This window comes from Zunongwangia profunda SM-A87 (assembly GCF_000023465.1).
GTDB classification, from domain to species: Bacteria; Bacteroidota; Bacteroidia; order Flavobacteriales; family Flavobacteriaceae; genus Zunongwangia; species Zunongwangia profunda.
The window spans coordinates 168,099-191,534 of sequence record NC_014041.1 but is presented as its reverse complement, the minus strand read 5'-3'; the positions used below and the strand labels follow the sequence as shown (position 1 = coordinate 191,534).

Sequence of the window (23,436 nt, the reverse complement as noted above, 5' to 3'; positions counted from 1 at the left end):
TAAGGTATTCATAAGACTTCTGTGATTTATAATAATGACCTACTCAGCAATCCAATATTAAAACAAAAAAGCACCTCAAAACGAGGTGCTTTTTAAATTATCTTAAAAAATGTTAAATTACTATCCTAAGAAAACCTTTAGTAAACTACTTGTTGAAGAATCATGGTTTTCTATCGCTTTACTATCCATATCATTTAAAATAGTACTTGCTAATTGCTTTCCTAATTCAACTCCCCATTGGTCGTAACTAAAGATATTCCAGATAACACCCTGCACAAAAATCTTATGTTCGTACATCGCTACTAACTTCCCTAAACTTTCAGGTGTTAGTTTATCGATAAGAAAAGATGTCGTTGGCTTATCTCCATCAAATAATTTAAAAGGTAGCAATTCTTTTATTTCATCTTCACTCATTCCTTTAGAAGATAATTCTTCTCGAACCTCATCTTCGGTTTTTCCCTGAAGCAAAGCTTCTGTTTGTGCAAAGAAATTGGCCATTAGTTTATAATGATGATCTTTATCGTCAAATAAAGACACTTTATATCCTATAAAATCTGCCGGAATCAATTTGGTGCCCTGATGTATTAACTGGAAAAATGCATGTTGCGAATTTGTTCCTGGTTCTCCCCAAATAATCGCCCCGGTTTGATAATCTACTTTATCTCCATTACGGTCGGTACTTTTACCGTTACTCTCCATAACTGCCTGCTGCAAATAAGCCGGCAATCTATGCAGGTATTGAGAATAAGGAATTACTGCTTCGCTTTCTGCCTTATAAAAATTATTATACCATACGCTTAACAACCCGGCTAATACAGGAATATTATTTTCGAATGCTGTTTCTTTAAAATGCTCATCCATTTTTTGCGCTCCACTTAATAAAGCGTCAAAATTTGGATAACCAATCGCTAAACTTATAGAAAGTCCTACCGCACTCCAAAGTGAGAAGCGACCACCAACCCAATCCCACATTGGGAAAATATTATTCTCGTCGATTCCAAATTCTTTTACTTTGGCCACGTTACTGGAAACCGCAATAAAATGTTTAGAAACCTCATCTTCTGGAGCTGTTTTCATAAACCAGTTTCTAATCGTAGTTGCATTGGTTAAGGTTTCCTGAGTGGTAAATGATTTAGAAACAATAACAAACAACGTAGTTTCTGGATTAAGATCCTTTATAGTTTCATGTACGTGATCACCATCAACATTCGAAACAAAATGAACATTTAGATGGTTTTTGTAAAACTCCAAAGCTTCAGTTACCATTACCGGCCCAAGATCTGAACCTCCAATACCAATATTTACAATATCAGTAAAATTTCTTCCGGTATATCCTTTTGTAATACCCTGAATAACTTCAGAAGAAAAAGCTTTTATTTTTGCCTTAACCTCTTCAACCTCATTCATTACATTTTCACCGTCTACTTTAATATCGGCATTTTTAGAAGCGCGTAAAGCAGTATGTAAAACAGGTCGGCCTTCAGTCTTATTAATAGCCTCGCCTCCAAAATAAGCATCCATAGCTTCTTTTAACCCACATTCATTAGCAAGATCGATAAGAAGTGATTTTGTTTCTTCGGTAATTTTATTTTTACTGAAGTCTACATAAAAATCTTCCCACTTGGTGGTGAATTTTGCAGCGCGCTCACTATCGTTTTCAAATAACGATTTTAAAGACTGGTCTTTCGTCTCATTATAATGAGCTTCTAATTTTTTCCAGGCTTCGGTTTTGGTTGGATTTATATTCTTCATTTTTCAATTTTTTATTGCGTTGCGAAAATTTAGTAGAGAAACCCACCTAATTTTACACAAAAATCTTGTTTTTAGATATTCTTGTAAGGTATTTTATCCAGCGCTGTCTTTAACGGCTCGATAAACGCAAAATATTCGTCTTTTTTACCATCTTCAATTTGCTTGGCTGTAGGTAAATTTTGGCGATAAGGATCTACCTGTTTACCATTTACCCAAAATCTATAACACACATGTGGCCCCGTAGCCAGCCCGGTACTGCCAACAAAACCTATCACATCTCCCTGCTTTACCGCCTGCCCGTTCCTTACATTTCTTTTACTCATGTGAAGATATTGCGTGGTATATTTTTGATTATGTCTTACTTTTACATAATTACCGTTACCAGAGGTATAGCTGGAAGCGATTACCACTCCGTCTGCCGTAGTTTTTATGGGTGTTCCCGTTGGTGCGGCATAATCTGTTCCCAAATGTGCTTTCCATCTTTTTTGCACCGGGTGAAATCTTCTTCTTTGATATCTAGACGAAATCCTACTATAATTAAGCGGGGCTTTTAAGAAAAAACTTTGCAAGGCTTTTGCTTCTTCATCATAAAAACTAGCCTGCCCTGTCACTGAATCTGTTTCATAGTTGAAAGCATAAAAAGGGCGATCTGAATGTTTAAAAACTGCTGCTTCCACACTTTCTATTCCCGCAAAAATCGTATCATCGATATACTTTTCATGATAGATCATTTTAAACTGATCTCCTTTTTGAAGTTTAAAAAAGTCGATACTCCACTGGTAAATATCCGATAATTGATAAACAAGCAGATTGCTTAAGCCCTGTGCCTGCATGGCTTCAGAAAGAGAGGATGTAATCACTCCAGAAACTTCCCTTCTTTTTACAGAAACCGGCTTTTTTGAGGTATAGGCAGAAACACTATCGCCTATGTTTAAAACCGTGTAATCGATTTTATTATTCTGATAAATAAAATGAAGCGGTGTATGAGCCGAATCTTTGGCTTTTAAAATTATATATTTTTTCCCCGCCGTAATCCTTGCCGGGTTAAAGGTATCTTTTACTTTTTCTGAAATTTCGAAAACTTTACCACGATCTACACCGTGATTATCCAGAATATATCCAAAATTATCCCCTCGCTCTATGGTATCTATTACTACATCAAAATCGTCCAGAACAAACCCAAATTCCTTTACAATAGGTTTGGGTGCTGGCTTTTTAGTTTCTGCTACGGCTTTATCTTTTGTTTCTTCCTTGCATCCCGCAAAAACTAATAACAGCAGGAATAAAAAACTAAATTTCTTCAATTTCTAATTCTTATTTTCAATATTAAACATGTGGTTTACCCATTCTTTGCCCCATTCTTCGTGTTCTTCTTCATTCCACAATTCAGGAAAAAAAGATATTTTTTGAAATCCCGGTGGTAAAAATTCTTTCCAGTTTGTGCCACCAGTGGCTTTTACCGTTTTCTTTCCATGATCCAGATGTCTATATGCGGCACCTATATGCATCAACAACCAGTTAACGTTTACACTACTATCAAAAGTACGTAGTGCTTCGATTAATTTTGGATTGTTTTTTTCTGAAGCTGCCAGGGCCTGATAACGGCCATACAGGGTTTTACCCTTAACCTCGTTCGCAATCCTTAAAAAGCGGGGCGTATATCTTTTTTCGAACTGTTTAAGGGTTAAGGTTTTCTCACCGGTTTTAAGGTCTATACCACCTTTCTTCCAGTAAATATTTTCGAATAATTCTTCGATTGAGTTATTTAAACTGAAGTTCTTTCTGATCTTATGGTCTACAAGATTTTCAACCGGAGTAGAATAAAACTCGATCATTCTAAACTGCGCCGACTGGAAACCGCTTGCCGGTAATAAAGCCATTCGGAACTTTAAAAACTGCTCTCGCTCCATTCCTTTAATCATTATATCAAAAGAATTGATAAGCACCCTAAAATAACGGATGATCCTATTCAGCTTTTCAATAAAATAAGGTGCGGTTAAATTAGGATTTTCGATCACCTGCTTTTGCTCGTGGATAATCAGCTTAAAGTATAACTCGGTTATCTGATGATAGGTTAGGAAAATCTCTTCGTCTGGGAAATGAGTTTCCGGCTTTTGCAGACTTAACAACGTATCTAAACTTATATAATCCCAGTAGGTTAAATAGCGGTCGTATAAGAGACCATCAAGGTAAGACCCCATATCCTGACCCGAATTTCTGAATTTCTCTTCCAGCAATTCTATTCTTTCGGCTATTTCGGGTTTAATTTCCATGCTAATCTATAATAATCCTGAAGGGATATTTTAGACCTTTATAAGCATCAAGATCTGCATCTAGGGATCCTACCGCAAGATCTGCTTCAATTTTTAAAGGCACTTTATTTTTATCGTCGCTTACCCAAAAGGTAAGACTCTCCTGCTCTTTAAAAACTCTGCCTGCCATTACATAAGGCCTAAACTTTAGCGCATTTACTTTTCCAAACTTGGTTTTTATAACTTCCCTTCCCAAAAACTTTACCTTAAAATCCATATTTTCATCATCGATAAAAAGATTAAGGTATATCTCGTGGCCGGGTTGCAGCGCATCTTCGTTTATATTGCTGCGAAGATAGTAAAATGCAGACAACATATCATGGATATTTTCCTTTGTAGAATAGGTCTTTTTCTTATCATGCTTTTTATCATGAACATAAGCGGTATTGGACCTATGATCGAAATCGATCTCTAAATCTTTGGTATGCCCTCCTTCGTCAATTTGCCGTATGAATTTATAAGGTTTCCCGTTTTTACGATCTATGAAAGTTTCGTAATTATCATTAACTTTAAAAAACCAGTGAAGCATGCCAGTAGATTTACCTTCTCCTACTATATGATAAACCGGTGTGCCATTTAAATAATCATCGGTAACCTCGAGGGTAGCATAACTCGCATTAAAAGGTCCATAATGTATCCTGAATTTAAACCACTCCCCAGTATCATAGGCATTTTGAGCTTGATGAGAGGTAAGTGCGAAGAATACAAGCAGTATCGTAATCGTAAGTCTGTGGGTCATGGGTTTAAATTTGAAATATTTATATTTTAAACATCTATCCTTAAGCAGATTTACAATTACTATTCCAAATGTATCAAAACAAAAAACCCCATCAAATTAATGACGAGGTTTTTTGTCTTATTAACCAACTAAAACTTAAATTATGAAAAAACAAATTTGGTAACCACTCCAAAAATGCGAGCGCAAAATTCCGTATTTTATCCTGTTAAAAAAAGCCAAAAACAAACTTTAACTAAAACATTGATTTTTAGACAACGAAAAAATGTTTTAACTTACTTTAAATCAACAATTTTCGATTATTTTAGCGTTCCTCGCAAATCCTGCTCTCTTTCGATAGCTTCAAAAAGGGCTTTAAAGTTTCCTTTTCCAAAAGATTGCGCCCCTTTTCTCTGGATGATTTCAAAAAACATGGTTGGCCTATCTAAAACCGGCTTGGTAAAAATCTGTAATAAATAGCCTTCATCGTCTCTATCGACCAGTACTCCCAGCTCTTTTAGTGGCGCTAATTCCTCATCGATATCTCCTACCCGATCTAATAAATCATCATAATACGTTTCAGGAACATATAAAAATTCTACTCCACGATTACGCAATGCGGTCACGGTTTCAATAATATTATCGGTAGCTAAAGCGATATGCTGAACTCCGGCACCATTATAAAAATCAATATATTCTTCAATTTGTGATTTCTTTTTTCCTTCCGCAGGTTCATTAATAGGGAATTTAATTCGCCCATTTCCGTTACTCATTACTTTACTCATTAATGCGGTATAATCTGTCGAAATATCATTATCATCGAAGGAAACCATTTGCGCAAACCCCATCACTTTTGCATAAAACTCGCACCACTTATTCATCTCGTTCCACCCCACATTTCCGACCATATGGTCGATATACTTCAATCCAGTCTCTTCAGATTTAGCAAGCGGAGCATAGGTTCTATAACCAGGAATAAAAGGACCTTTATAATCACCTCTTTCTATAAAAAGATGAACCGTTTCTCCGTAAGTATGAATTCCAGAGATCACTACTTTACCATATTCATCTTCTAATTCGTAAGGCTCTACATAACTTTTAGCACCTCTTTTGGTGGTTTCTTCATAACTTTTTTTAGCATCATCTACCCAAAGTGCAACAAATTTCACACCGTCGCCATGTTTATCGATATGCGCGTTTATTTCTCCGGAAGGCTCTAATGGAGAAGTAAGTACGATCCTGATTTTTCCCTGCTGCAACACATAGGATACGCTATCCTTTCTTCCGGTTTCTAAACCAGAATAAGCCACCGGCTGAAATCCCCAGGCATGCTGATAATAATATGCTGCCTGCTTTGCATTCCCTACATAAAGCTCTACAAAGTCTGTCCCCAAGATGGGAAGAAAGTCTTCTGCTTCAGGAATTACTTTTTCTAATTGTAAGGATGAATTATCTTTAGACATAACTTAAATATTCGTTTTTTTTAATCTTTTTATTTATCCTCGTCTTCCAACCAGGATCTGTAATAGGTTTCATCAGCAATGGCCATAGCATCTTCGGTAAGCTGTAAAGGCTTAAAGGTATCTACCATTACTGCTAATTCTTCAGTTTCGGTTTTACCAATACTTCGTTCTACGGCTCCCGGGTGCGGCCCGTGCGGAATTCCAGCCGGGTGCAGCGAAATATGCCCGGATTCAATATCATTCCTGCTCATAAAATCACCGTCTACATAATACAATACCTCATCACTATCTATATTACTGTGACTATAGGGTGCTGGAATACTTTCTGGATGATAATCGTATTTACGCGGACAAAAACTACAAACTACAAAAGCATCGGTTTCAAAAGTTTGGTGTACCGGTGGGGGTTGGTGAATTCTACCTGTAATAGGTTCAAAATCGTGGATAGAAAAAGCATAGGGATAGTTATAACCGTCGTAGCCCACAACATCAAATGGATGCGTGGCATAGACCGTATCAAAAATTTCTCCTTGTTTTTTTATTTTGATTAAAAAATCACCTTTTTCATTATTCGTTTCCAATTCATAAGGTTGTCTTAGATCACGTTCACAAAAAGGCGAATGCTCTAATAATTGCCCAAACCAGTTTCGATATCGTTTCGGTGTATATATTGGTCGTCTGGATTCTACAATAAAGAGTCGGTTATCTTCTGTATCAAAATCGATTTTGTAAATGGTCCCTCGAGGAATCAGGAGATAATCACCGTATTTAAAATCGAGATTTCCTAAATGCGTCCTTAATTTCCCGCTACCCCTATGAATAAATAAAAGCTCGTCACTATCGGCATTTTTATAGAAATAATTATCAGTTGATTTCTGTGGTGCTGCCAGAATAATATCGACATCACTATTGGTTAAAATAACCTTCCTACTTCCTAAATAATCACGTGTTGGTTGTACCTGAAAACCTTTTAAACGGTAAGACTTTAAATTATTTACTTTTGAAATTACAGGTTTTACACTATAACTTTTTCTAACTTCTTTAACCTGTGTAGGCCGCTGCTCGTGGTAAGAGATCGAGGACATCCCGTCAAAACCAATGGTTCCAAAAACCTGTTCGTAATAAAGACTCCCATCCGGTTTTTTAAAAATCGTATGTCGTTTATGTGGAATCTTACCTAATTTATGATAAAAAGGCATAATTAAATATTTAATTAGACTACTTTCCGATAGCTAAAATTATAAAATTATCAACAAAAAGCATATAAAATTAACTAATAATAAATTTATAGAAAATAATTATATTCTTTCTTAAATGAAATGTAAAACTAGGTTTTAATACGCTAAATTAGTTTGTAAGCAATTACCCCCAATATCGAATAACTTATAAAAGCACATTGAATGAGTGATATTAAACTAGGAATTTTAGACCAATCTATCGTTCGCACCAGTTCTACAGCCGGGGAAGCGGTTAAGGAAACTATAGAAACTGCTATCCTCGCCGAAAATTTAGGCTATCATCGTTTTTGGATTTCCGAACATCATAATTCTACATTTATTGCCGGCTCTGCTCCAGAAGTATTAATGGCAAGATTAGGAGCTGAAACTTCACAAATTAGATTAGGTAGCGGCGGAGTTATGCTACCCAATCACAGTGCTTTTAAAGTAGCTGAAAATTTTCGAATGCTGGAAGCTTTATATCCCGGTCGTATCGATCTTGGCATTGGCCGTGCTCCCGGCGGGGATGGGGTTAGCGCAAAACTTTTAAACCCTTCAAGCACATTTCAGGAAGACGATTATATTCAGCAGCTTCAGCAGCTAAATCATTTTTTTAGGGATCATGCACTTGTAAACAATTCTCCCGTATATGCTATTCCGCAGATAAAAACAATTCCGCAGCAATGGATTTTAAGTAGTAGCGGTGGCAGTGCGAGGATTGCCGCCGATCTTGGATTAAACCTTGCTGTGGCCAAATTTATTAATGGCAGTGTACCCCCCAGCGTGGTGGATCGTTATCGTAAACATTTTAAACCTACCGAAGATCAACAGGAACCTAAAGCTTTAATCGCATCTTTTGTTATGTGTGGGGAAACCGAAGAGGAAGCTAACCAAATGCGTAAGTATATCGATTATATTTTATTGCAATTCGACAAAGGAAACTACCAAAGCCTACCGGAATTTGAAGACATTAGAAATCATCAGTTCACTTCTTTTGAAAAACAGCGATTGCACTATAATGCAGGCCGAATAATCTCTGGCACACCAGATCGTGTAAAAGAGAAAATCACCAATTTGGCAAAGGATTTTGAGGTAGATGAAGTGATTATTTCTACCATGAGTTTTAATAAAGAACTGCGTTTAAAAAGTTTTGAGTTGGTTGCTGAAGCATTTTCAATAAGTAGCACCTCCTGAGGTGATTTTTAGCGTAAATTTATAAAAGTCGGGAAATACATACTAACCGCGAGATATGAACCGAAAAGACTCTTTATAATTTCGAGTCCTTTTAGGCCTATCTTTCCGGAATTATACAGAAATCTGTTTTATGCTAGAACTTAGATCGCTTCGCTATGAGCACTTAGAATATAGAAAAGAGAGAATAGAAAATAGACGAGAGAGTCAAGAACCAGGAATCTAAAATTTGAAATACTGAAATTTAAATCTTTTTAAGCTGATGGCCTTTTCTATTCACTAATCACCCTAAACCATCAACTTCTTTTTAAATATTGAATTCAAAAGTGAATCCTCTGGATCATTAGCAAGCTTTGTTATTAAATACTTTGGCGATGCCAATAATGCTTAAAAATGCCAAAGTATAAGCAACTATATCACCCCAGTCGAAAGAAGAACCCAAAACCATAGTTGTAAATGTAGATCTTGGGATCCCCAGTATTTTTAGAATCTTTAGGTATTGTAAAAACTCGATAAAATAAGCCAAAAGCAACACAAAAATGGCCACTTTAAATTGTTGCCACTTAAAAAATGTAAGCAGAAAATAATACCACCAGATAATCTCCAAGCACATTACGTATAAAACCACCATTTATAAATCGAGCTATTAAAAATTCGATAATAAAAATCGATAAGGAAATTAAAAAGTATTTTAATTTGAAACGCATTAAAACCAGAATCCTAAACTAAAAAACCACTGACTTTCCTTTACTTCTGGCGAATAAGAGTATTTTACTTCCATTGGGCCTAAAAAGGTTTCCACCCCATAACCTAAGGCGTAGCCAGAATAATCTGGCATGGACAACCAGTTTCCAGAGGAATACAATTTGTTCTCTACATTAGCAAAATTACCACTTAAGGTGATGTGATTATTTTTGAATATTTCAACATCCACTTCAGCCAGACTTTTTATGTAACTATCGGCTCCTAAGCTAAGAAAATCATACCCATAAAATGGCACCATATTATTTATTAGGTTATTCCCGTAGCCGCCTAAAAAAAAGTCTAAACTTTGCTGTTCGCTATCGCCAATTTTAAATCCTGTTTCAGAAAAGATGCGGACACTAAGATTCTTTATCGGAGTAAAAACATAGCCAATTTTTCCTTTAGCGATAGAAAATTCGTTAAAATCGTCAATAGAAGAAAAAGGATAAATATGAAAATCACCATGAAAATAGAATCCCTTTTTTGGATAATATTTATTATCAAAAGAATCATATTTTAAATATCCAAAAGCACTGTAATAATGATTATTCTCAAATTCAGTTCCGGGAACGTCTACATCCTCTCCCTCGCTATTAATAGTTTCTGAAGAGATCTTTAAATATTTATGCTCTGCCCCCATCCCCAGCGAAGCCACCTGCTTAAACAAAGTCTCTACATAAAATTGATTGGTAAAATCTTTAAAATCGACATCAATCTTATTAACATTCAAATCACCTCCGTTAATTGCGTCCTGTATAAGCGCATAATCTACCGGAGTATCAAAAGAATTAAAACGTGATTTCATACCTATACTCCAATAATATCCTTTATCGATATAATACTGAAAGTTATACCGAACATTTTCTCCCACGATTAAATCTAAAGAAGTAACATCGTTCGTAAAAATTGAACTTTTTCGTGTTAAATTTACCAGCGCCGCACTGCGATACAACTCGTCGTAATGCAAGGCTAATTTTAGAAAAGTTTTATTCTCACTTTCATCCAAATTAAGGTTTAACGTATAAGTATCTTCGCCATTATCCTGAGTTAGAAAGTAGTTAATCTTATCAAAATTTCCAGTGGCCGATAAAAAATCTATGCTTTCGTTTATCTGAGAAAGACTAAACTTACCAGGAGTTTGCAGTCTAAGCCTCCCCATAATAAAAGATCGTGGATAATTTGTATTTCCTGCGAGTTCAATTTGGCTTAAATGAAGTGTATCTACAATTTTTCTGTGATAAGGTTCCGGATGGGATTTTTGCTTTTGTGCCAATTGTTTTAATGCCGAAATTCGCTTGTCTCCCGCTACCTTTCCGGAATCGATAATGGCTGAACCTTCTTCAAAAGACATAATCGAAAAACGAGCAATATCGGGTCGAATATAAATATCTGTAAGCGGAATTTTATGCTTCATATCATTAATCGTCCTGAAATTACTCACCTGAGTAAAAATATCGAATACCCCTTTTAAGTCTTTTCGGTTAAGTAACGAATCCTGGACATCTACCCCAATAATAATATCGGCACCGCGACGTCGTAATTCTTCTACCGGATAATTATTAACCACACCACCGTCAATGAGCAGCCTACCATCAATTTTTACAGGAGAAAAAAGGGAAGGAATAGCTCCGCTAGCCGCTACAGATTTGGCAAGAGAACCTTTATCCAAAATAATTTCGGCACCGGTTTCTACATCTGCTGCGACACAAAAAAACGGAATTGGTAATTTTGAAAAATCAGTTTCATCGTCCAGATGCACCGTTAAACCCGACATTAAATTGTAAATATTTTGCCCTTTACTTAAGCCCGAAGGAAAGCCTAGTTTAAAATGATCAAAAGGAAGTGTAAGAGCATAACGCTCTGTATTTCTCTTTTCATAAAATGTCATCGATTTTCGTGGAATTTCATCCTGAATAAGAATATTGAAATTGGTGTTTTTTACGATAGAATCTAATTCGGATGCCGAATATCCCGAAGCATACAAACCTCCAATAATTGCACCCATACTGGTTCCACCAATATAATCGATGTGTACACCCGCTTCCTCAATTGCCTTTAAAGCACCAATATGTGCCAGTCCCTTTGCTCCACCTCCACTTAAAACAAGCCCTACTTTTAATTTTTCTTCCTGGGAAAAACTTAAAAGTGAACTACAGAAGAATAGGATGCAAATGACTTTTTTCATTTATTCTGAAGATTCCGGATGATAATAATCGTAAACAATTCTAGCTTTAGCACTTCCCACAACATCTGCCAGTGATTTCTCTGAAGCTTCTTTTACCCGTTTAAGAGATCTAAAGCTTTTTAGTAATTCTACCACTGTTTTCTCTCCAATTCCTTTAATCGAGTCCAGCTCTGTATTTAACGCAGATTTACTACGTTTATTTCGATGGAAAGTGATACCAAACCTATGTGCTTCATTTCTTAACTGCTGAATAATCTTTAAGGTTTCAGACTTCTTATCTAAATACAAGGGTACCGGATCACCCGGATAAAACAACTCTTCTAATCTTTTAGCTATCCCAATTATGGCTACCTCCCCTCTTAAGCCTAAAGTCTCCAAAGCTTTTAAACCACTTCTTAACTGACCTTTACCACCGTCTACAATAATAAGCTGCGGTAATTCTTCACCTTCGTTTAAAAGACGCTTGTACCTTCTGTACACCACTTCTTCCATCGAAGCAAAATCGTTAGGTCCTTCAACAGTTTTGATATTAAATTTACGATAATCTTTTTTACTTGGTTTGCCATTTTTAAAAACCACACAGGCCGCCACTGGATTTGTTCCCTGAATATTAGAATTATCGAAACATTCAATATGCCGCGGCTCAACGCTTAAACGCAAATCTTCTTTCATTTGTGCCATTACCCGATTTACATGCCGATCTGGATCTACAATTTTCATTTGCTTAAATCGTTCCTGTCGGTAATATTTTGCATTCCGCTCAGACAATTCTACAATTTTACGCTTATCCCCCAATTTAGGCACTGTTACTTTTATATCATCACCGGCATCTACCTTAAAAGGCACATAAATCTCTGGTGATTTTGAATTAAATCGCTGCCTAATTTCAGTAATCCCCAGTTCCAGTAATTCTTCGTCGGTTTCATCCAGTTTTTTCTTCATTTCTATGGTATGAGACCTGATAATGGAACCATGCATTAACTGAAGAAAATTCACGTATCCATACCCCTCGTCGCTAATTACAGAAAATACATCTACATTATTGATTTTAGGATTAACAACTGTAGACCGGGATTGGTAATTTTCTAAAACTTCGATCTTATTTTTTATTCGCTGTGCATCTTCAAACTCCATATTTTCAGCATGCTCCTGCATTTGCTCTCTAAACTGACTAAGCGAGTCTTTAAAATTTCCTTTTACGATTTGGCGAATATGTTCGATATTTCTGTTATACTCTGCTTCTCCCTGGTAGCCTTCACAGGGCCCCTTACAATTCCCTAAATGATATTCCAGGCACACTTTATACTTATTATCCCTAATTTTATCTTCAACAAGGTCATAATTACAAGTACGCAGTTTATATAGTCCCTTAATTAAATCAAGTAAGGTATTTACCGTTTTAAAACTAGTAAACGGCCCATAATACTCACTCCCGTCTTTAATCAATCTTCGGGTTGGGAAGACTCTTGGGAAACGTTCGTTTTTTATACAAATCCAGGGATAAGTTTTATCATCCTTAAGCATTACGTTAAAACGCGGCTGTAATTTTTTGATTAGATTATTTTCCAGCAGCAGCGCATCGGTTTCCGAAGAAACCACGATATGTCTTATCTCGTGAATTTTTTTCACCATTACCCCTATACGATGACTATCGTGGCGTTTGGTAAAATAAGAGGTTACACGTTTTTTAAGATTTTTAGCTTTACCCACATAGAGAATCTTCCCATTTTTATCAAAATATTGATAAACACCGGGACTATCGGGTAAGGTCTTTAACTGTACATCCAAAGCAGGTATTTCCATCACTTCAAATTTAAAATATCTTTAGGCCATTTTGAAGAAATTCAGGGAAATTTGAAGCAATTTTTCACCAATTCTTCTTTCATTTTTTATTTCTGAATCTCGAATGTATTGCTGAAATTAGCAGTTTTAAAGGTATTTTATAATTCCTTAAAACCATAAAACATTTATTTTGGCTATCTTGGATATATGAGCGAAAGCAAAAAAAGAATTATTGGACGTTTTGACAAGGCAGATTTCCCGGTGCTGGATCTTGAAGGAATTTCGGTAAAAATAGATACCGGAGCTTACACCTCTTCCATTCACTGTGACGAAATTATTGAAAAAGACGATGTATTATACTGCAAATTTCTTGATGAAGAGCATGCGCTATACAACGGTAAAGAATTCATTTTTAAAGACTATGATATTATTTACGTTCGTAGTAGTAATGGAATGATACAAAAGCGTTATCAGATCGAATCAAAAATAAAGCTTTTTAATAAAATTTATAAAATTTCGCTTTCTTTGTCTTCACGCCAGGAAATGCGTTTCCCTGTTCTTTTAGGACGAAAATTTTTAAGCAACAAATTTATTGTGGATCCACAACTAATTGATTTATCATTTAACAATCAACACCAAACGAATGAACATTAAAATCCTTTCCAGAAATACGCAACTATATTCAACAAAACGCCTTGTTGAAGCGGCAATGAAACGCAAACACACCGTAGAGGTTGTAGACCCCTTAAAATGTGATATTGTCATAGAAAGGAGAAACCCTAACATTTATTTTAAGGGAGACTATATAAAAGATGTAGATGCCATTATCCCTAGAATTGGTTCTTCGGTAACCTTTTATGGTACCGCAGTTGTTCGCCAGTTCGAGATGATGGGGGCCTTTACCACGACAGAAAGTGAAGCTTTGGTAAGAAGCCGCGATAAATTAAGAAGTCTTCAGGTGCTTTCTCGCGCTAAAATCGGACTTCCAAAAACAGTATTCACTAATTATTCCAGAGATGTTTCTGGAGTTATTAGTCAGGTTGGCGGACCACCATTGGTCATTAAGCTTTTAGAAGGAACACAGGGTGTTGGTGTTGTTCTTGCTGAAACCAAAAATGCAGCCGAGTCTGTAATTGAAGCGTTTAACGGTTTACAGGCCCGAGTGATCGTGCAGGAATTTATAAAAGAAGCCAAAGGTGCAGATATTAGAGCTTTTGTCGTAGATGGTCACGTAGTTGGTGCTATGAAAAGACAGGGAAAAGAAGGCGAGTTCCGTTCTAACCTGCATCGCGGTGGTAGTGCTGAGGCCATTGAACTTAGTGATGAAGAAGAAATTGCAGCGGTAAAAGCGACCAAAGCCATGGGGCTTGGCGTTGCGGGTGTGGATATGATCCAAAGTTCACGCGGACCATTAATTCTTGAAGTAAATTCTTCACCGGGATTAGAAGGTATCGAAAAAGCTACCGGAAAAGATATTGCCAAAACCATTATTCGATATATCGAAAAACACGCCTAATTTAATTTATGCCTCAAATCACCAAAGAAAACGTTCTGGAAATTCTGGGCAAAAAGATTTTACCCGGTAAAAGCGCCACTATTAATCTTAACATGGCGAAACTTTACACCACAACTTCTGTTGAAGTGCCAGTGATTATAGAGCGTTCTAAGAACCCAGGACCGGTAGTATTAATTACCGCCGGTATCCATGGTGATGAATTGAATGGGGTAGAAATCGTAAGACAACTCATCAGTAAAGAAATTAACAAACCTAAATGCGGCACTACTATTTGTATACCGGTAGTTAATGTGTTTGGTTTTTTAAATATGGCTCGTGAATTTCCCGATGGCCGTGATTTAAACCGAATGTTCCCGGGTACTAAAAACGGCTCGCTGGCCAGCAGGTTTGCTTTTCAGTTTGTGCAGGAAATTTTACCAATTGCCGATTTCTGCCTGGATTTTCATACCGGTGGCGCAAGTAGATTTAACGTAGCGCAAATACGCGTTAAAAAAGGCGATAAGCATAGTATAGAATTAGCGAATATTTTTAAAGCTCCGTTTACTATCGTTTCTACGACAATTACCAAATCGTATCGTGAAACCTGCTCTAAAATGGGGATCCCAATTTTACTTTTTGAAGGTGGAAAATCCCAGGATAGCAATAAAGAAATTGCAAAACAAGGAGTTGAAGGCACCATGCGTATCCTGGATCATCTAAATATGCTTAAATCTAAATTTGAATTACCTGATGCCCATGCCGAACCTATTTTGATTGAAAATACCACCTGGATGCGTGCGAAATACAGCGGACTTTTACATCTTAAAATTCCTTGCGGAAAGTTTGTTGAAAAAGGGGAATATATTGGCACGATTACCGATCCTTACGGGAAATTTAGGCATAAGATAAAATCAAGAAATCAGGGATATATCATAAATGTGAATGAATCACCTATCGTATATCAGGGTGATGCTATTTTTCATATATCAACCGCCTCAAAAGTGATCGATGAATAAGACCGACCTCCGTAAAAAATACAAAGCTTTACGTATCGATCTTTCTCCTGAAGTTATTGAAGAATATAGTTTAAAGATTGCCAATAACTTACTTCAACTTGATGTCTGGGAAGGTGATTTTTATCACCTGTTCCTTAGTATTGCAGAGCAGAAAGAGGTGGATACCGAATTTATTTTACACATTCTTCAGGGTAAAGATAAAAATGTGGTCATTCCCAGAACCGATATCGAGCATAACAATCTGATCAATTATTTACTTACAGAAACCACCAAGATCAAAAAAAACAGGTGGAATATTCCAGAGCCCGTAGATGGGATAGAAATTCCCTCAGCAAAAATAGATGTGGTCTTTGTGCCTTTACTTGCTTTCGATAAAAACGGTCACCGCATTGGTTATGGTAAAGGCTACTACGATAAATTTTTAAGCAACTGTAAACCCAACATTATTAAAATAGGACTTTCTTTTTACGAAGCTGAAGAAGCTTTTCAAGATGTATACCCCAGTGATATTCCGCTTGATTATTGTGTGACTCCGAAGAAAGTTTATAGATTTTAGAATTTAGATCGCTTTTTTAATTTGAAAATTTGATGACGTGCTAATTTGGTAATTGAAATACTATTTCCAGTTTAGAGATGAGAAAATTAGAATATAGACGCTACCTTTTTTATGCTGAATTTGGAGTGCTGAATGCTGAAATGAAAATCGGGAACCAGGAGACAAGAAGCAAGAGAAAGACCATACTTTTCGATTTGAAAATGTGATGATGTGTTGATTTGCTAATTTTTGGTATAGTATAGAAGCAATTTCTTTTAGAAAAAAGAACATCGTGTTTATAAAATAGAGGTTTATTATTCTGAATTTTAAATTTTGAACAAAATTCGTTGTCATTTCGACTGTAGCGTAGCGAAATGGAGAAATCTCAATAAAGATAGACGTTCAAAGTTCAAAAATTCAAGGTTCAAAAGTTGTGGTATCGAGAAGTCTTTGCAGAATCATTTACAAATTTTCTCTATTAGACTAAATAATAAAGTTATTCAAAATTAATAGGCCTGCTTCCTGATTCTTGCGTCTCTTCTCTATATTCTAACTTCTATCAGAAAAAGATCTCTCCGCTCCGGTCGAGATGACAAAGCACGTTTTTTTTCCCTTCTTCTATTGAAACCTGCCCATTAAAAACATAGGATGAGTATTTAATATTGAATTCTTGATGCTAAGCTTTGAATGAACTTCGTTGTCATTTCGACCCTGCCTCGCTGGCAGGCAGGTGCAGCGTAGCGAAATGAAGAAATCTCAATCAAGATAGACGTTCAAAGTTCAAAAATTCAAGGTTCAAAAGTTGTGGTATCGAGAAGCCTTTACAGTAATCATTTACAAATTTTCTCTATTAGACTAAATTATAAACTTATTCAAAATTAATAGGCCTGCTTCCTGATTCTTGCGTCTCTTCTCTATATACTAACTTATCAGAAAAAGATCTCTACGCTTCGGTCGAGATGACGAAGCACGTTTTTTTGCTTTTCCTTCTTCTATTGAAATCTGCCCATTAAAAACATAAGACGACTATTTTATATTGAATTCTTGATGCTAAGCTTTGAATGAACTTCGTTGTCATTTCGACCCTGCCTCGCTGGCAGGCAGGTGCAGCGCAGCGGAATGAAGAAATCTTAATCAAGATAGACGTTCAAAGTTCAAAAATTCAAGGTTCAAAAGTTGTGGTATCGAGAAGTTTTTGCAGAATCATTTACAAATTTTCTCTATTAGACTAAATAATAAAGTTATTCAAAATTAATAGGCCTGCTTCCTGATTCTTGCGTCTCTTCTATATATTCTAACTTCTATCAGAAAAAGATCCCTCCGCTTCGGTCGAGATGACGAAGCACGTTTTTTTGCTTTCCCTTCTTCTATTGAAATCTGCCCATTAAAAAACATTAGACGACTATTTTAAAGCTAAGAGCTGAAAGCTATAGGCTAACGGCTATAAACTTTACTACTCTTTCTCTTCTTTTGGGAAAGCTCTTTTGTTGAATAACAGCAATAAAACCACGCCAATACTTATCGAAGAATCGGCAATATTAAATACAGGTTCAAAAAAGGTAAAGAACTTACCTCCCCAAAACGGAATCCACTCCGGTAGATATCCCTCATATAAAGGAAAATAAAGCATATCTACCACCTTTCCATGGAAAAGTGTTCCGTAGCCTCCACCTTCAGGTAAAAAAGTCGCTACTTTATTATAACTGTCGTTAAACGTGATTCCGTAGAAAACCGAATCAATTATATTTCCAAAAGCACCGGCAAAGATCAACGAGATTGAGGTAATCAAAATTCGACTTCCATTTTTCTTTACAGAATCTACCAGCCAGTAACCTATTCCAAAAATCGCTACTAAACGGAAAAGCGTAAGTGCTAGTTTCCCATACTGTCCCGGAATTTTAGTACCCCAGGCCATCCCTTCATTTTCAACAAAAAGAATTCTAAACCAATCAAGAACCTTATACTCGTCGCCAAGTTCAAAATGTGTTTTGATATAAATTTTAGATACCTGATCGATTAAAAGAACAATAAATATTATTAGGCCTGCTTTCTTTAAAGACATTTCTTTTTTTGTTAAAAACGCACCAAAAATACTAATATTATTTAGTTTTTCGCACGCTTATGTCACCATTAATTGAAGTTAATTTAATTTGATGCATTCCATAAAGCTTTTGATCGACCAAAACTTTACCGTGCCTGCTTTTTGCCATTACTTCTCCAGAAACTACTTCTGCATCAATATCACCTTTGTAGGTATTTATCGTTGCATTTCCCTCAAAATCTTTTAAGTTACAATAACCTCGTTGAAGATTGGCCGAGAAACTTTCAAATTTCCCTGAAACAATCAAAGAAGCAGAATTAGAACTAATCATAAGTATTTTATATTCTGGCAAATAAAGATCTACTTCTAAAGAAAAGACTTTATGTGCACTCAACTTATCAAAACCACCTACCAGTTGTTCTGGATATTGAGTTTCGATATAAAGCTTCCCATTTTTTAAACTTGTTGTTAGCCTGATATCATTCAAATATTCTCCTTCAGAGTGACTTCTATACTTTAAGGTCTTTCTTTTTTCGCTAAAGATATTGATTTTAAAAACCTCATTGGCATCGATAATCACTTCTTTAAAATCTGAATTTAGGATATTCTGTGTATCTTTTTGAGCAACTACTATAACTGTGCCTGTAAAAAAACACAATAAAAACATCCAATATCGATTAGCTATTTTCATATCATTTATAGAACAATAAACGCTCCTTAAAACGGGAGCGTTTATTTTTTGATCAAATACCTAATGGCCAACCGCGCAAATATTTTAATAAAATATTAGCTGCGGTGAAATTCCAAACTACCTTGAGCAAGCCCATGAGATAGCTTCTAGAAAACCATTTTTTATTTATAGTCATCCCTCCCTTCCAGATAGCTATCAGGAAAGGATCGGAGTATTTATTCTCGATTATCGAGTAAAGCTTTTCTCTTATCGTTGCATATTTTTAGCCTCGATACTTAAAGTGGCATGCGGAACCAGCTTTAGACGCTCTTTATTGATTAATTTTCCGGTAACACGACATACACCATAGGTTTTATTCTCGATACGCATTAAAGCATTTTTAAGATCACGAATAAATTTCTCCTGACGAATCGCCAATTGAGAATTCGCTTCTTTACTCATAGTTTCGCTACCTTCTTCAAAAGCCTTAAACGTTGGGGATGTATCATCTGTACCGTTGTTCCCGTCGTTTTTATAAGCATTTTGATAAATTTCTAGTTGTTCTTTGGCTTTGGCGATTTTACCTTGGATTAGCTCTTTAAATTCGGCCAATTCCGCATCGCTAAAACGCTCTTTTACTTCGGTTGACATAAGCTGCTTAGTTTTTTGTGATTAATAATTTTGTAGTTACATCGTCAAATTCAACATCTACTCCATCTTTTACTACTTCTGCAAGTTCGAGCGCTGCAGTTAAAGTTTCAGTTTTGATATAGGTTATATTATCTGCAACAGCATCCTCGATAATGCCATCTTTTTGCAGCTGTACGTTAATAGTATCGGTCACCTCGAATCCACTGTCTTTTCTCATATTCTGAATTCGGTTTACCAATTCTCTCGCAACTCCTTCTTTTTTGAGTTCTGGCGAGATATTAACGTCTAGCGCTACAGTTATATTGCCACTGCTAGCCACAAGCCATCCTTCGATATCTTGCGAACTTATTTCTACTTCACTGGCGTCCAAAATAATCATTTCTCCATTTACTTCAATCTCAATTTTGCCTTCTTTTTCGATCGTTGCAATATCTTCGGCTTGAAGTTGATTAATTTTAGCTACCACGTGCTTCATTTCCTTTCCAAAACGAGGCCCTAAAACGCGAAAATTCGGTTTTATTTGTTTTACCAGAATTCCTGAAGCATCATCGATTAACTCGACTTCCTTTACATTCACTTCAGATTTTATAAGATCCTGCACCGCTAAAATTTCCTCTCCCTGTTTTTTATCCAATACCGGAATCATGATTCGTTGTAGCGGCTGTCTCACCTTAATCATTTCTTTTTTACGTAATGAAAGTACCAAACTGGAAATTGTTTGTGCTTTTTCCATTTTACGTTCTAAAGATTTATCTACAAATTTCTCATCGAAAACCGGGAATAAAGCCGTGTGAACCGATTCATAATTCTCTTTCTTCGTAGTTTGATTCAGATCTTTATATAAAGCATCCATAAAGAATGGTGCCACAGGTGCACTAAGTTTCGCTACGGTTTCCAGGCAGGTATATAAAGTTTGATATGCTGAAATTTTATCCTGCTGGTAATCGCCTTTCCAGAACCTTCTTCGACTTAATCGCACAAACCAGTTACTCAGATTTTCCTGAACAAATTCTGAAATAACCCTAGTAGCCTTTGTAGGCTCGTAATCTGCATAGAATTTATCTACTTTCTCAATTAACGTATGTAATTCTGAAAGAATCCAACGATCGATTTCCGGACGTTCTTCTAATTTAACATCGGCTTCAGCATACGTAAAATTATCGATGTTAGCATATAGGGTAAAGAAAGAATAGGTATTATAAAGTGTTCCGAAGAACTTACGGCTTATTTCTCCAATTCCTTCAATATCAAATTTTAAATTATCCCAAGGATTCGCGTTAGAAATCATGTACCAACGCGTCGCATCCGGCCCGTAAACCGATAAGGTTTCAAAAGGATCTACCGCGTTTCCAAGACGTTTGGACATTTTTTGTCCATTTTTATCTAAAACAAGTCCGTTGGAAACTACATTTTTATACGCTACATCGTCAAAAGTCATGGTGGCTATAGCATGAAGTGTATAGAACCAGCCACGGGTTTGATCGACACCCTCCGCAATAAAATCGGCTTTACGCCAGTCTTTCTCTACTTTCTCTTTATTTTCAAAAGGATAGTGCCACTGCGCATAAGGCATAGAACCCGAATCAAACCATACGTCGATAAGATCGGCTTCGCGCTTCATTGCTTTCCCAGAATCAGAAACCAAAGTAATTGTATCTACCACATTTTTATGGAGATCTACATTGGCGTAGTTTTCTTCACTCATATCGCCGATTTTAAAATCAGCGAAAATATCCTTGTCCATCACTCCCGCTTCAACAGCTTTGGTGATTTCTATTTTTAATTCTTCTACAGAACCGATAATTTTTTCTTCCCTACCGTCTTCAGTTCTCCAAATTGGTAGCGGAATTCCCCAATATCGGCTTCTGGACAGGTTCCAGTCATTTGCATTTGCAAGCCAGTTTCCAAAACGACCTTCTCCGGTAGATTTTGGTTTCCAGTTAATCCCGGTGTTCAGCTCGTGCATACGATCTTTAACCTCGGTTACTTTGATAAACCAGGAATCTAACGGATAATATAAAATGGGCTTATCGGTACGCCAGCAGTTTGGATAACTGTGTACATATTTTTCTACCTTAAAAGCCCTGTTTTCTTCTTTCAGCTTAATAGCGATCTCTACATCTACAGATTTTTCAGGAACTTCAGCATCATCATAATATTCGTTCTTCACATACTTACCGGCAAATTCGCCCATTTCTGGTCTGAATTTACCCTGAAGGTCTACTAAAGGAACTAAATTGTCATTCTCATCTTTCACCAACATTGGAGGTACTGGTGGCGTTGCCTGTTTTGCAACCAGAGCATCATCTGCACCAAAAGTAGGCGCGGTATGCACGATACCCGTACCATCCTCGGTAGTCACAAAATCTCCGGAAATTACTCTAAAGGCATTTTCAGGATTTTCGAAAGGCAAAGTATAAGGTAATAATTGCTCATACGCTATACCTACCAGATCTTTCCCCTTGTAATTTTCACCAATTAGGAAAGGGATTTTTCCTGCCTTGCCGGCAGGCAGGTTATCACCTTCTTTATACGCTTTTAGTTCTTCTTCGCTTTCTACCTGTTTAAACTTCTTATCAAACTGTTTAAGAGCAAGTTCTTTAGCAACAACTATCGTAATCGGCTCAAAGGTATATTGGTTATACGTTTTTACGGTTACATATTCGATTTTTGGCCCAACAGTAAGCGCAGTGTTACTAGGAAGCGTCCACGGAGTGGTGGTCCAGGCGATTAAGAATACATCTTCTTCATGCTCTTTTAAACCTGCTGGCAATGTCTCCTTTTTGGTTTTAAACATTGCCGTGACCGTAGTATCTGACACATCCTGATACGTCCCTGGTTGGTTAAGTTCATGTGAACTTAAACCCGTACCTGCTTTTGGAGAATATGGCTGAATGGTATAGCCCTTGTAAATAAGACCTTTGTTGTAGATCTGTTTTAAGAGATACCAAACCGTTTCCATATACTTGGGCTTATAGGTGATATAGGGATCATCCATATCTACCCAATATCCCATCTTCTCGGTAAGATCGTTCCAGATATCTGTATAACGCATTACCGCATTTTTACAAGCCTCGTTGTATTGCTCAACACTAATTTTAGTGCCAATATCTTCTTTGGTGATCCCAAGTTCCTTTTCCACACCAAGCTCTACCGGAAGACCGTGAGTATCCCAACCTGCTTTACGTTTTACCTGAAATCCTTTTTGAGTTTTATAGCGACAAAAAATATCCTTAATCGATCTTGCCATTACGTGGTGAATACCCGGCAATCCGTTAGCTGATGGCGGTCCTTCAAAAAATATGAATGGCTTTTCACCATCACGTGAAGTTATGCTCTTTTCAAATATTTGGTTTTCTTTCCAATATTTTAATGTCTCCTCTGCAACTTTTGGTAAGTCAAGTCCTTTATATTCAGGGAACTTTGTGCTCATTTCCTCAAAATTTCTAATGATGTGCGAAAATAAGGAATTTTGCTAAAACAGCGGTTGCTATCTGCTTAAATTACCCATTCTTATAAATATTAATCTATTGGTAAAACCGAATTAAAGAAAACGTAATATTTATACCGGTTTTTTCTTTTGTTTTGAATATAGTTTACAGTTGACTGTTAACAATTTACAGCGATTTCAGCTGTTAGCTTTCAGATGTATGGGATGCTGAATCAA

Annotated in this window: 18 protein-coding genes; 5 read left to right on the top strand and 13 right to left on the bottom strand. The window is 36.4% G+C overall.

Annotated features, from left to right (window positions below):
* Positions 1-120 precede the first annotated feature (120 nt).
* The 6 genes from pgi to ZPR_RS00920 form a co-directional block, all read right to left on the bottom strand.
* The gene (pgi, locus tag ZPR_RS00945) at positions 121-1,752 is read right to left on the bottom strand and encodes a glucose-6-phosphate isomerase (protein ID WP_013069708.1); all 1,632 of its coding nucleotides are present in this window, start codon (positions 1,750-1,752) and stop codon (positions 121-123) included.
* 71 nt (positions 1,753-1,823) lie between these two features.
* Positions 1,824-3,056, bottom strand: a complete 1,233-nt coding sequence (locus tag ZPR_RS00940) for a M23 family metallopeptidase (RefSeq protein ID WP_013069707.1) — start codon at positions 3,054-3,056, stop codon at positions 1,824-1,826.
* Positions 3,057-3,059: 3 nt separating this feature from the next.
* Positions 3,060-4,025 (bottom strand): tryptophan 2,3-dioxygenase family protein, encoded by a 966-nt coding sequence (locus ZPR_RS00935; protein WP_013069706.1) that lies wholly within the window; start codon positions 4,023-4,025, stop codon positions 3,060-3,062.
* Position 4,026: 1 nt separating this feature from the next.
* Positions 4,027-4,803 (bottom strand): DUF3108 domain-containing protein, encoded by a 777-nt coding sequence (locus ZPR_RS00930; protein ID WP_013069705.1) that lies wholly within the window; start codon positions 4,801-4,803, stop codon positions 4,027-4,029.
* 296 nt (positions 4,804-5,099) lie between these two features.
* Positions 5,100-6,242 (bottom strand): 4-hydroxyphenylpyruvate dioxygenase, encoded by a 1,143-nt coding sequence (gene hppD, locus ZPR_RS00925; RefSeq protein ID WP_013069704.1) that lies wholly within the window; start codon positions 6,240-6,242, stop codon positions 5,100-5,102.
* A gap of 29 nt (positions 6,243-6,271) precedes the next feature.
* Entirely contained in the window at positions 6,272-7,441 is a 1,170-nt protein-coding gene (locus tag ZPR_RS00920; protein WP_013069703.1) for a homogentisate 1,2-dioxygenase, read from the bottom strand.
* 201 nt (positions 7,442-7,642) lie between these two features.
* Here ZPR_RS00920 and ZPR_RS00915 point away from each other — a divergent pair, with 201 nt between their 5' ends.
* Entirely contained in the window at positions 7,643-8,653 is a 1,011-nt protein-coding gene (locus ZPR_RS00915) for an LLM class flavin-dependent oxidoreductase (protein WP_013069702.1), read from the top strand.
* A gap of 340 nt (positions 8,654-8,993) precedes the next feature.
* Here ZPR_RS00915 and ZPR_RS00910 read toward each other — a convergent pair whose 3' ends face one another.
* From ZPR_RS00910 to uvrC, 3 genes are all read right to left on the bottom strand, one after another.
* Positions 8,994-9,281, bottom strand: a complete 288-nt coding sequence (locus tag ZPR_RS00910; protein ID WP_049771401.1) for a ribosomal maturation YjgA family protein — start codon at positions 9,279-9,281, stop codon at positions 8,994-8,996.
* Between the two features lie 75 nt (positions 9,282-9,356).
* Positions 9,357-11,579: a patatin-like phospholipase family protein gene (locus ZPR_RS00905; protein ID WP_013069699.1), complete on the bottom strand. Its 2,223-nt coding sequence runs from the start codon at positions 11,577-11,579 to the stop codon at positions 9,357-9,359.
* Complete coding sequence (gene uvrC, locus ZPR_RS00900) at positions 11,580-13,382, bottom strand: excinuclease ABC subunit UvrC (protein WP_013069698.1); 1,803 nt, start codon at positions 13,380-13,382, stop codon at positions 11,580-11,582.
* Between the two features lie 186 nt (positions 13,383-13,568).
* On the opposite strand from uvrC, the gene ZPR_RS00895 reads away from it, so the two are divergent.
* Genes ZPR_RS00895 through ZPR_RS00880 form a run of 4 tightly spaced genes read left to right on the top strand, consistent with a single transcriptional unit; the run spans position 13,569 to position 16,428 of the window.
* Entirely contained in the window at positions 13,569-14,015 is a 447-nt protein-coding gene (locus ZPR_RS00895) for an ATP-dependent zinc protease family protein (protein WP_013069697.1), read from the top strand.
* Positions 14,005-14,877 carry a 30S ribosomal protein S6--L-glutamate ligase gene (gene rimK, locus ZPR_RS00890; RefSeq protein ID WP_013069696.1) on the top strand — a complete coding sequence of 291 codons (873 nt, stop codon included), beginning with the start codon at positions 14,005-14,007 and terminating at the stop codon, positions 14,875-14,877. The genes ZPR_RS00895 and rimK overlap by 11 nt, the downstream gene beginning before the upstream one ends.
* Before the next feature lie 8 nt (positions 14,878-14,885).
* Entirely contained in the window at positions 14,886-15,872 is a 987-nt protein-coding gene (locus ZPR_RS00885; protein ID WP_013069695.1) for a succinylglutamate desuccinylase/aspartoacylase family protein, read from the top strand.
* On the top strand, positions 15,865-16,428 hold the full coding sequence (locus ZPR_RS00880; protein ID WP_013069694.1) for a 5-formyltetrahydrofolate cyclo-ligase: 564 nt from the start codon (positions 15,865-15,867) through the stop codon (positions 16,426-16,428). Before ZPR_RS00885 ends, ZPR_RS00880 begins: the two co-directional genes overlap by 8 nt.
* Before the next feature lie 1,432 nt (positions 16,429-17,860).
* Here the strand turns inward: ZPR_RS00880 and ZPR_RS00875 are convergent.
* The 4 genes from ZPR_RS00875 to ileS all read right to left on the bottom strand — a co-directional run bounded on the left by ZPR_RS00875 (position 17,861) and on the right by ileS (position 23,202).
* On the bottom strand, positions 17,861-18,469 hold the full coding sequence (locus tag ZPR_RS00875) for a lipoprotein signal peptidase (RefSeq protein WP_013069692.1): 609 nt from the start codon (positions 18,467-18,469) through the stop codon (positions 17,861-17,863).
* 37 nt (positions 18,470-18,506) lie between these two features.
* Positions 18,507-19,139: a DUF4097 family beta strand repeat-containing protein gene (locus ZPR_RS00870; protein ID WP_013069691.1), complete on the bottom strand. Its 633-nt coding sequence runs from the start codon at positions 19,137-19,139 to the stop codon at positions 18,507-18,509.
* 246 nt (positions 19,140-19,385) lie between these two features.
* Positions 19,386-19,769 carry a TraR/DksA family transcriptional regulator gene (locus tag ZPR_RS00865; RefSeq protein WP_013069690.1) on the bottom strand — a complete coding sequence of 128 codons (384 nt, stop codon included), beginning with the start codon at positions 19,767-19,769 and terminating at the stop codon, positions 19,386-19,388.
* A gap of 7 nt (positions 19,770-19,776) precedes the next feature.
* Positions 19,777-23,202, bottom strand: coding sequence for an isoleucine--tRNA ligase (ileS, locus tag ZPR_RS00860; RefSeq protein ID WP_013069689.1), 3,426 nt, complete (start codon positions 23,200-23,202; stop codon positions 19,777-19,779).
* Between the last annotated feature and the right edge of the window lie 234 nt (positions 23,203-23,436).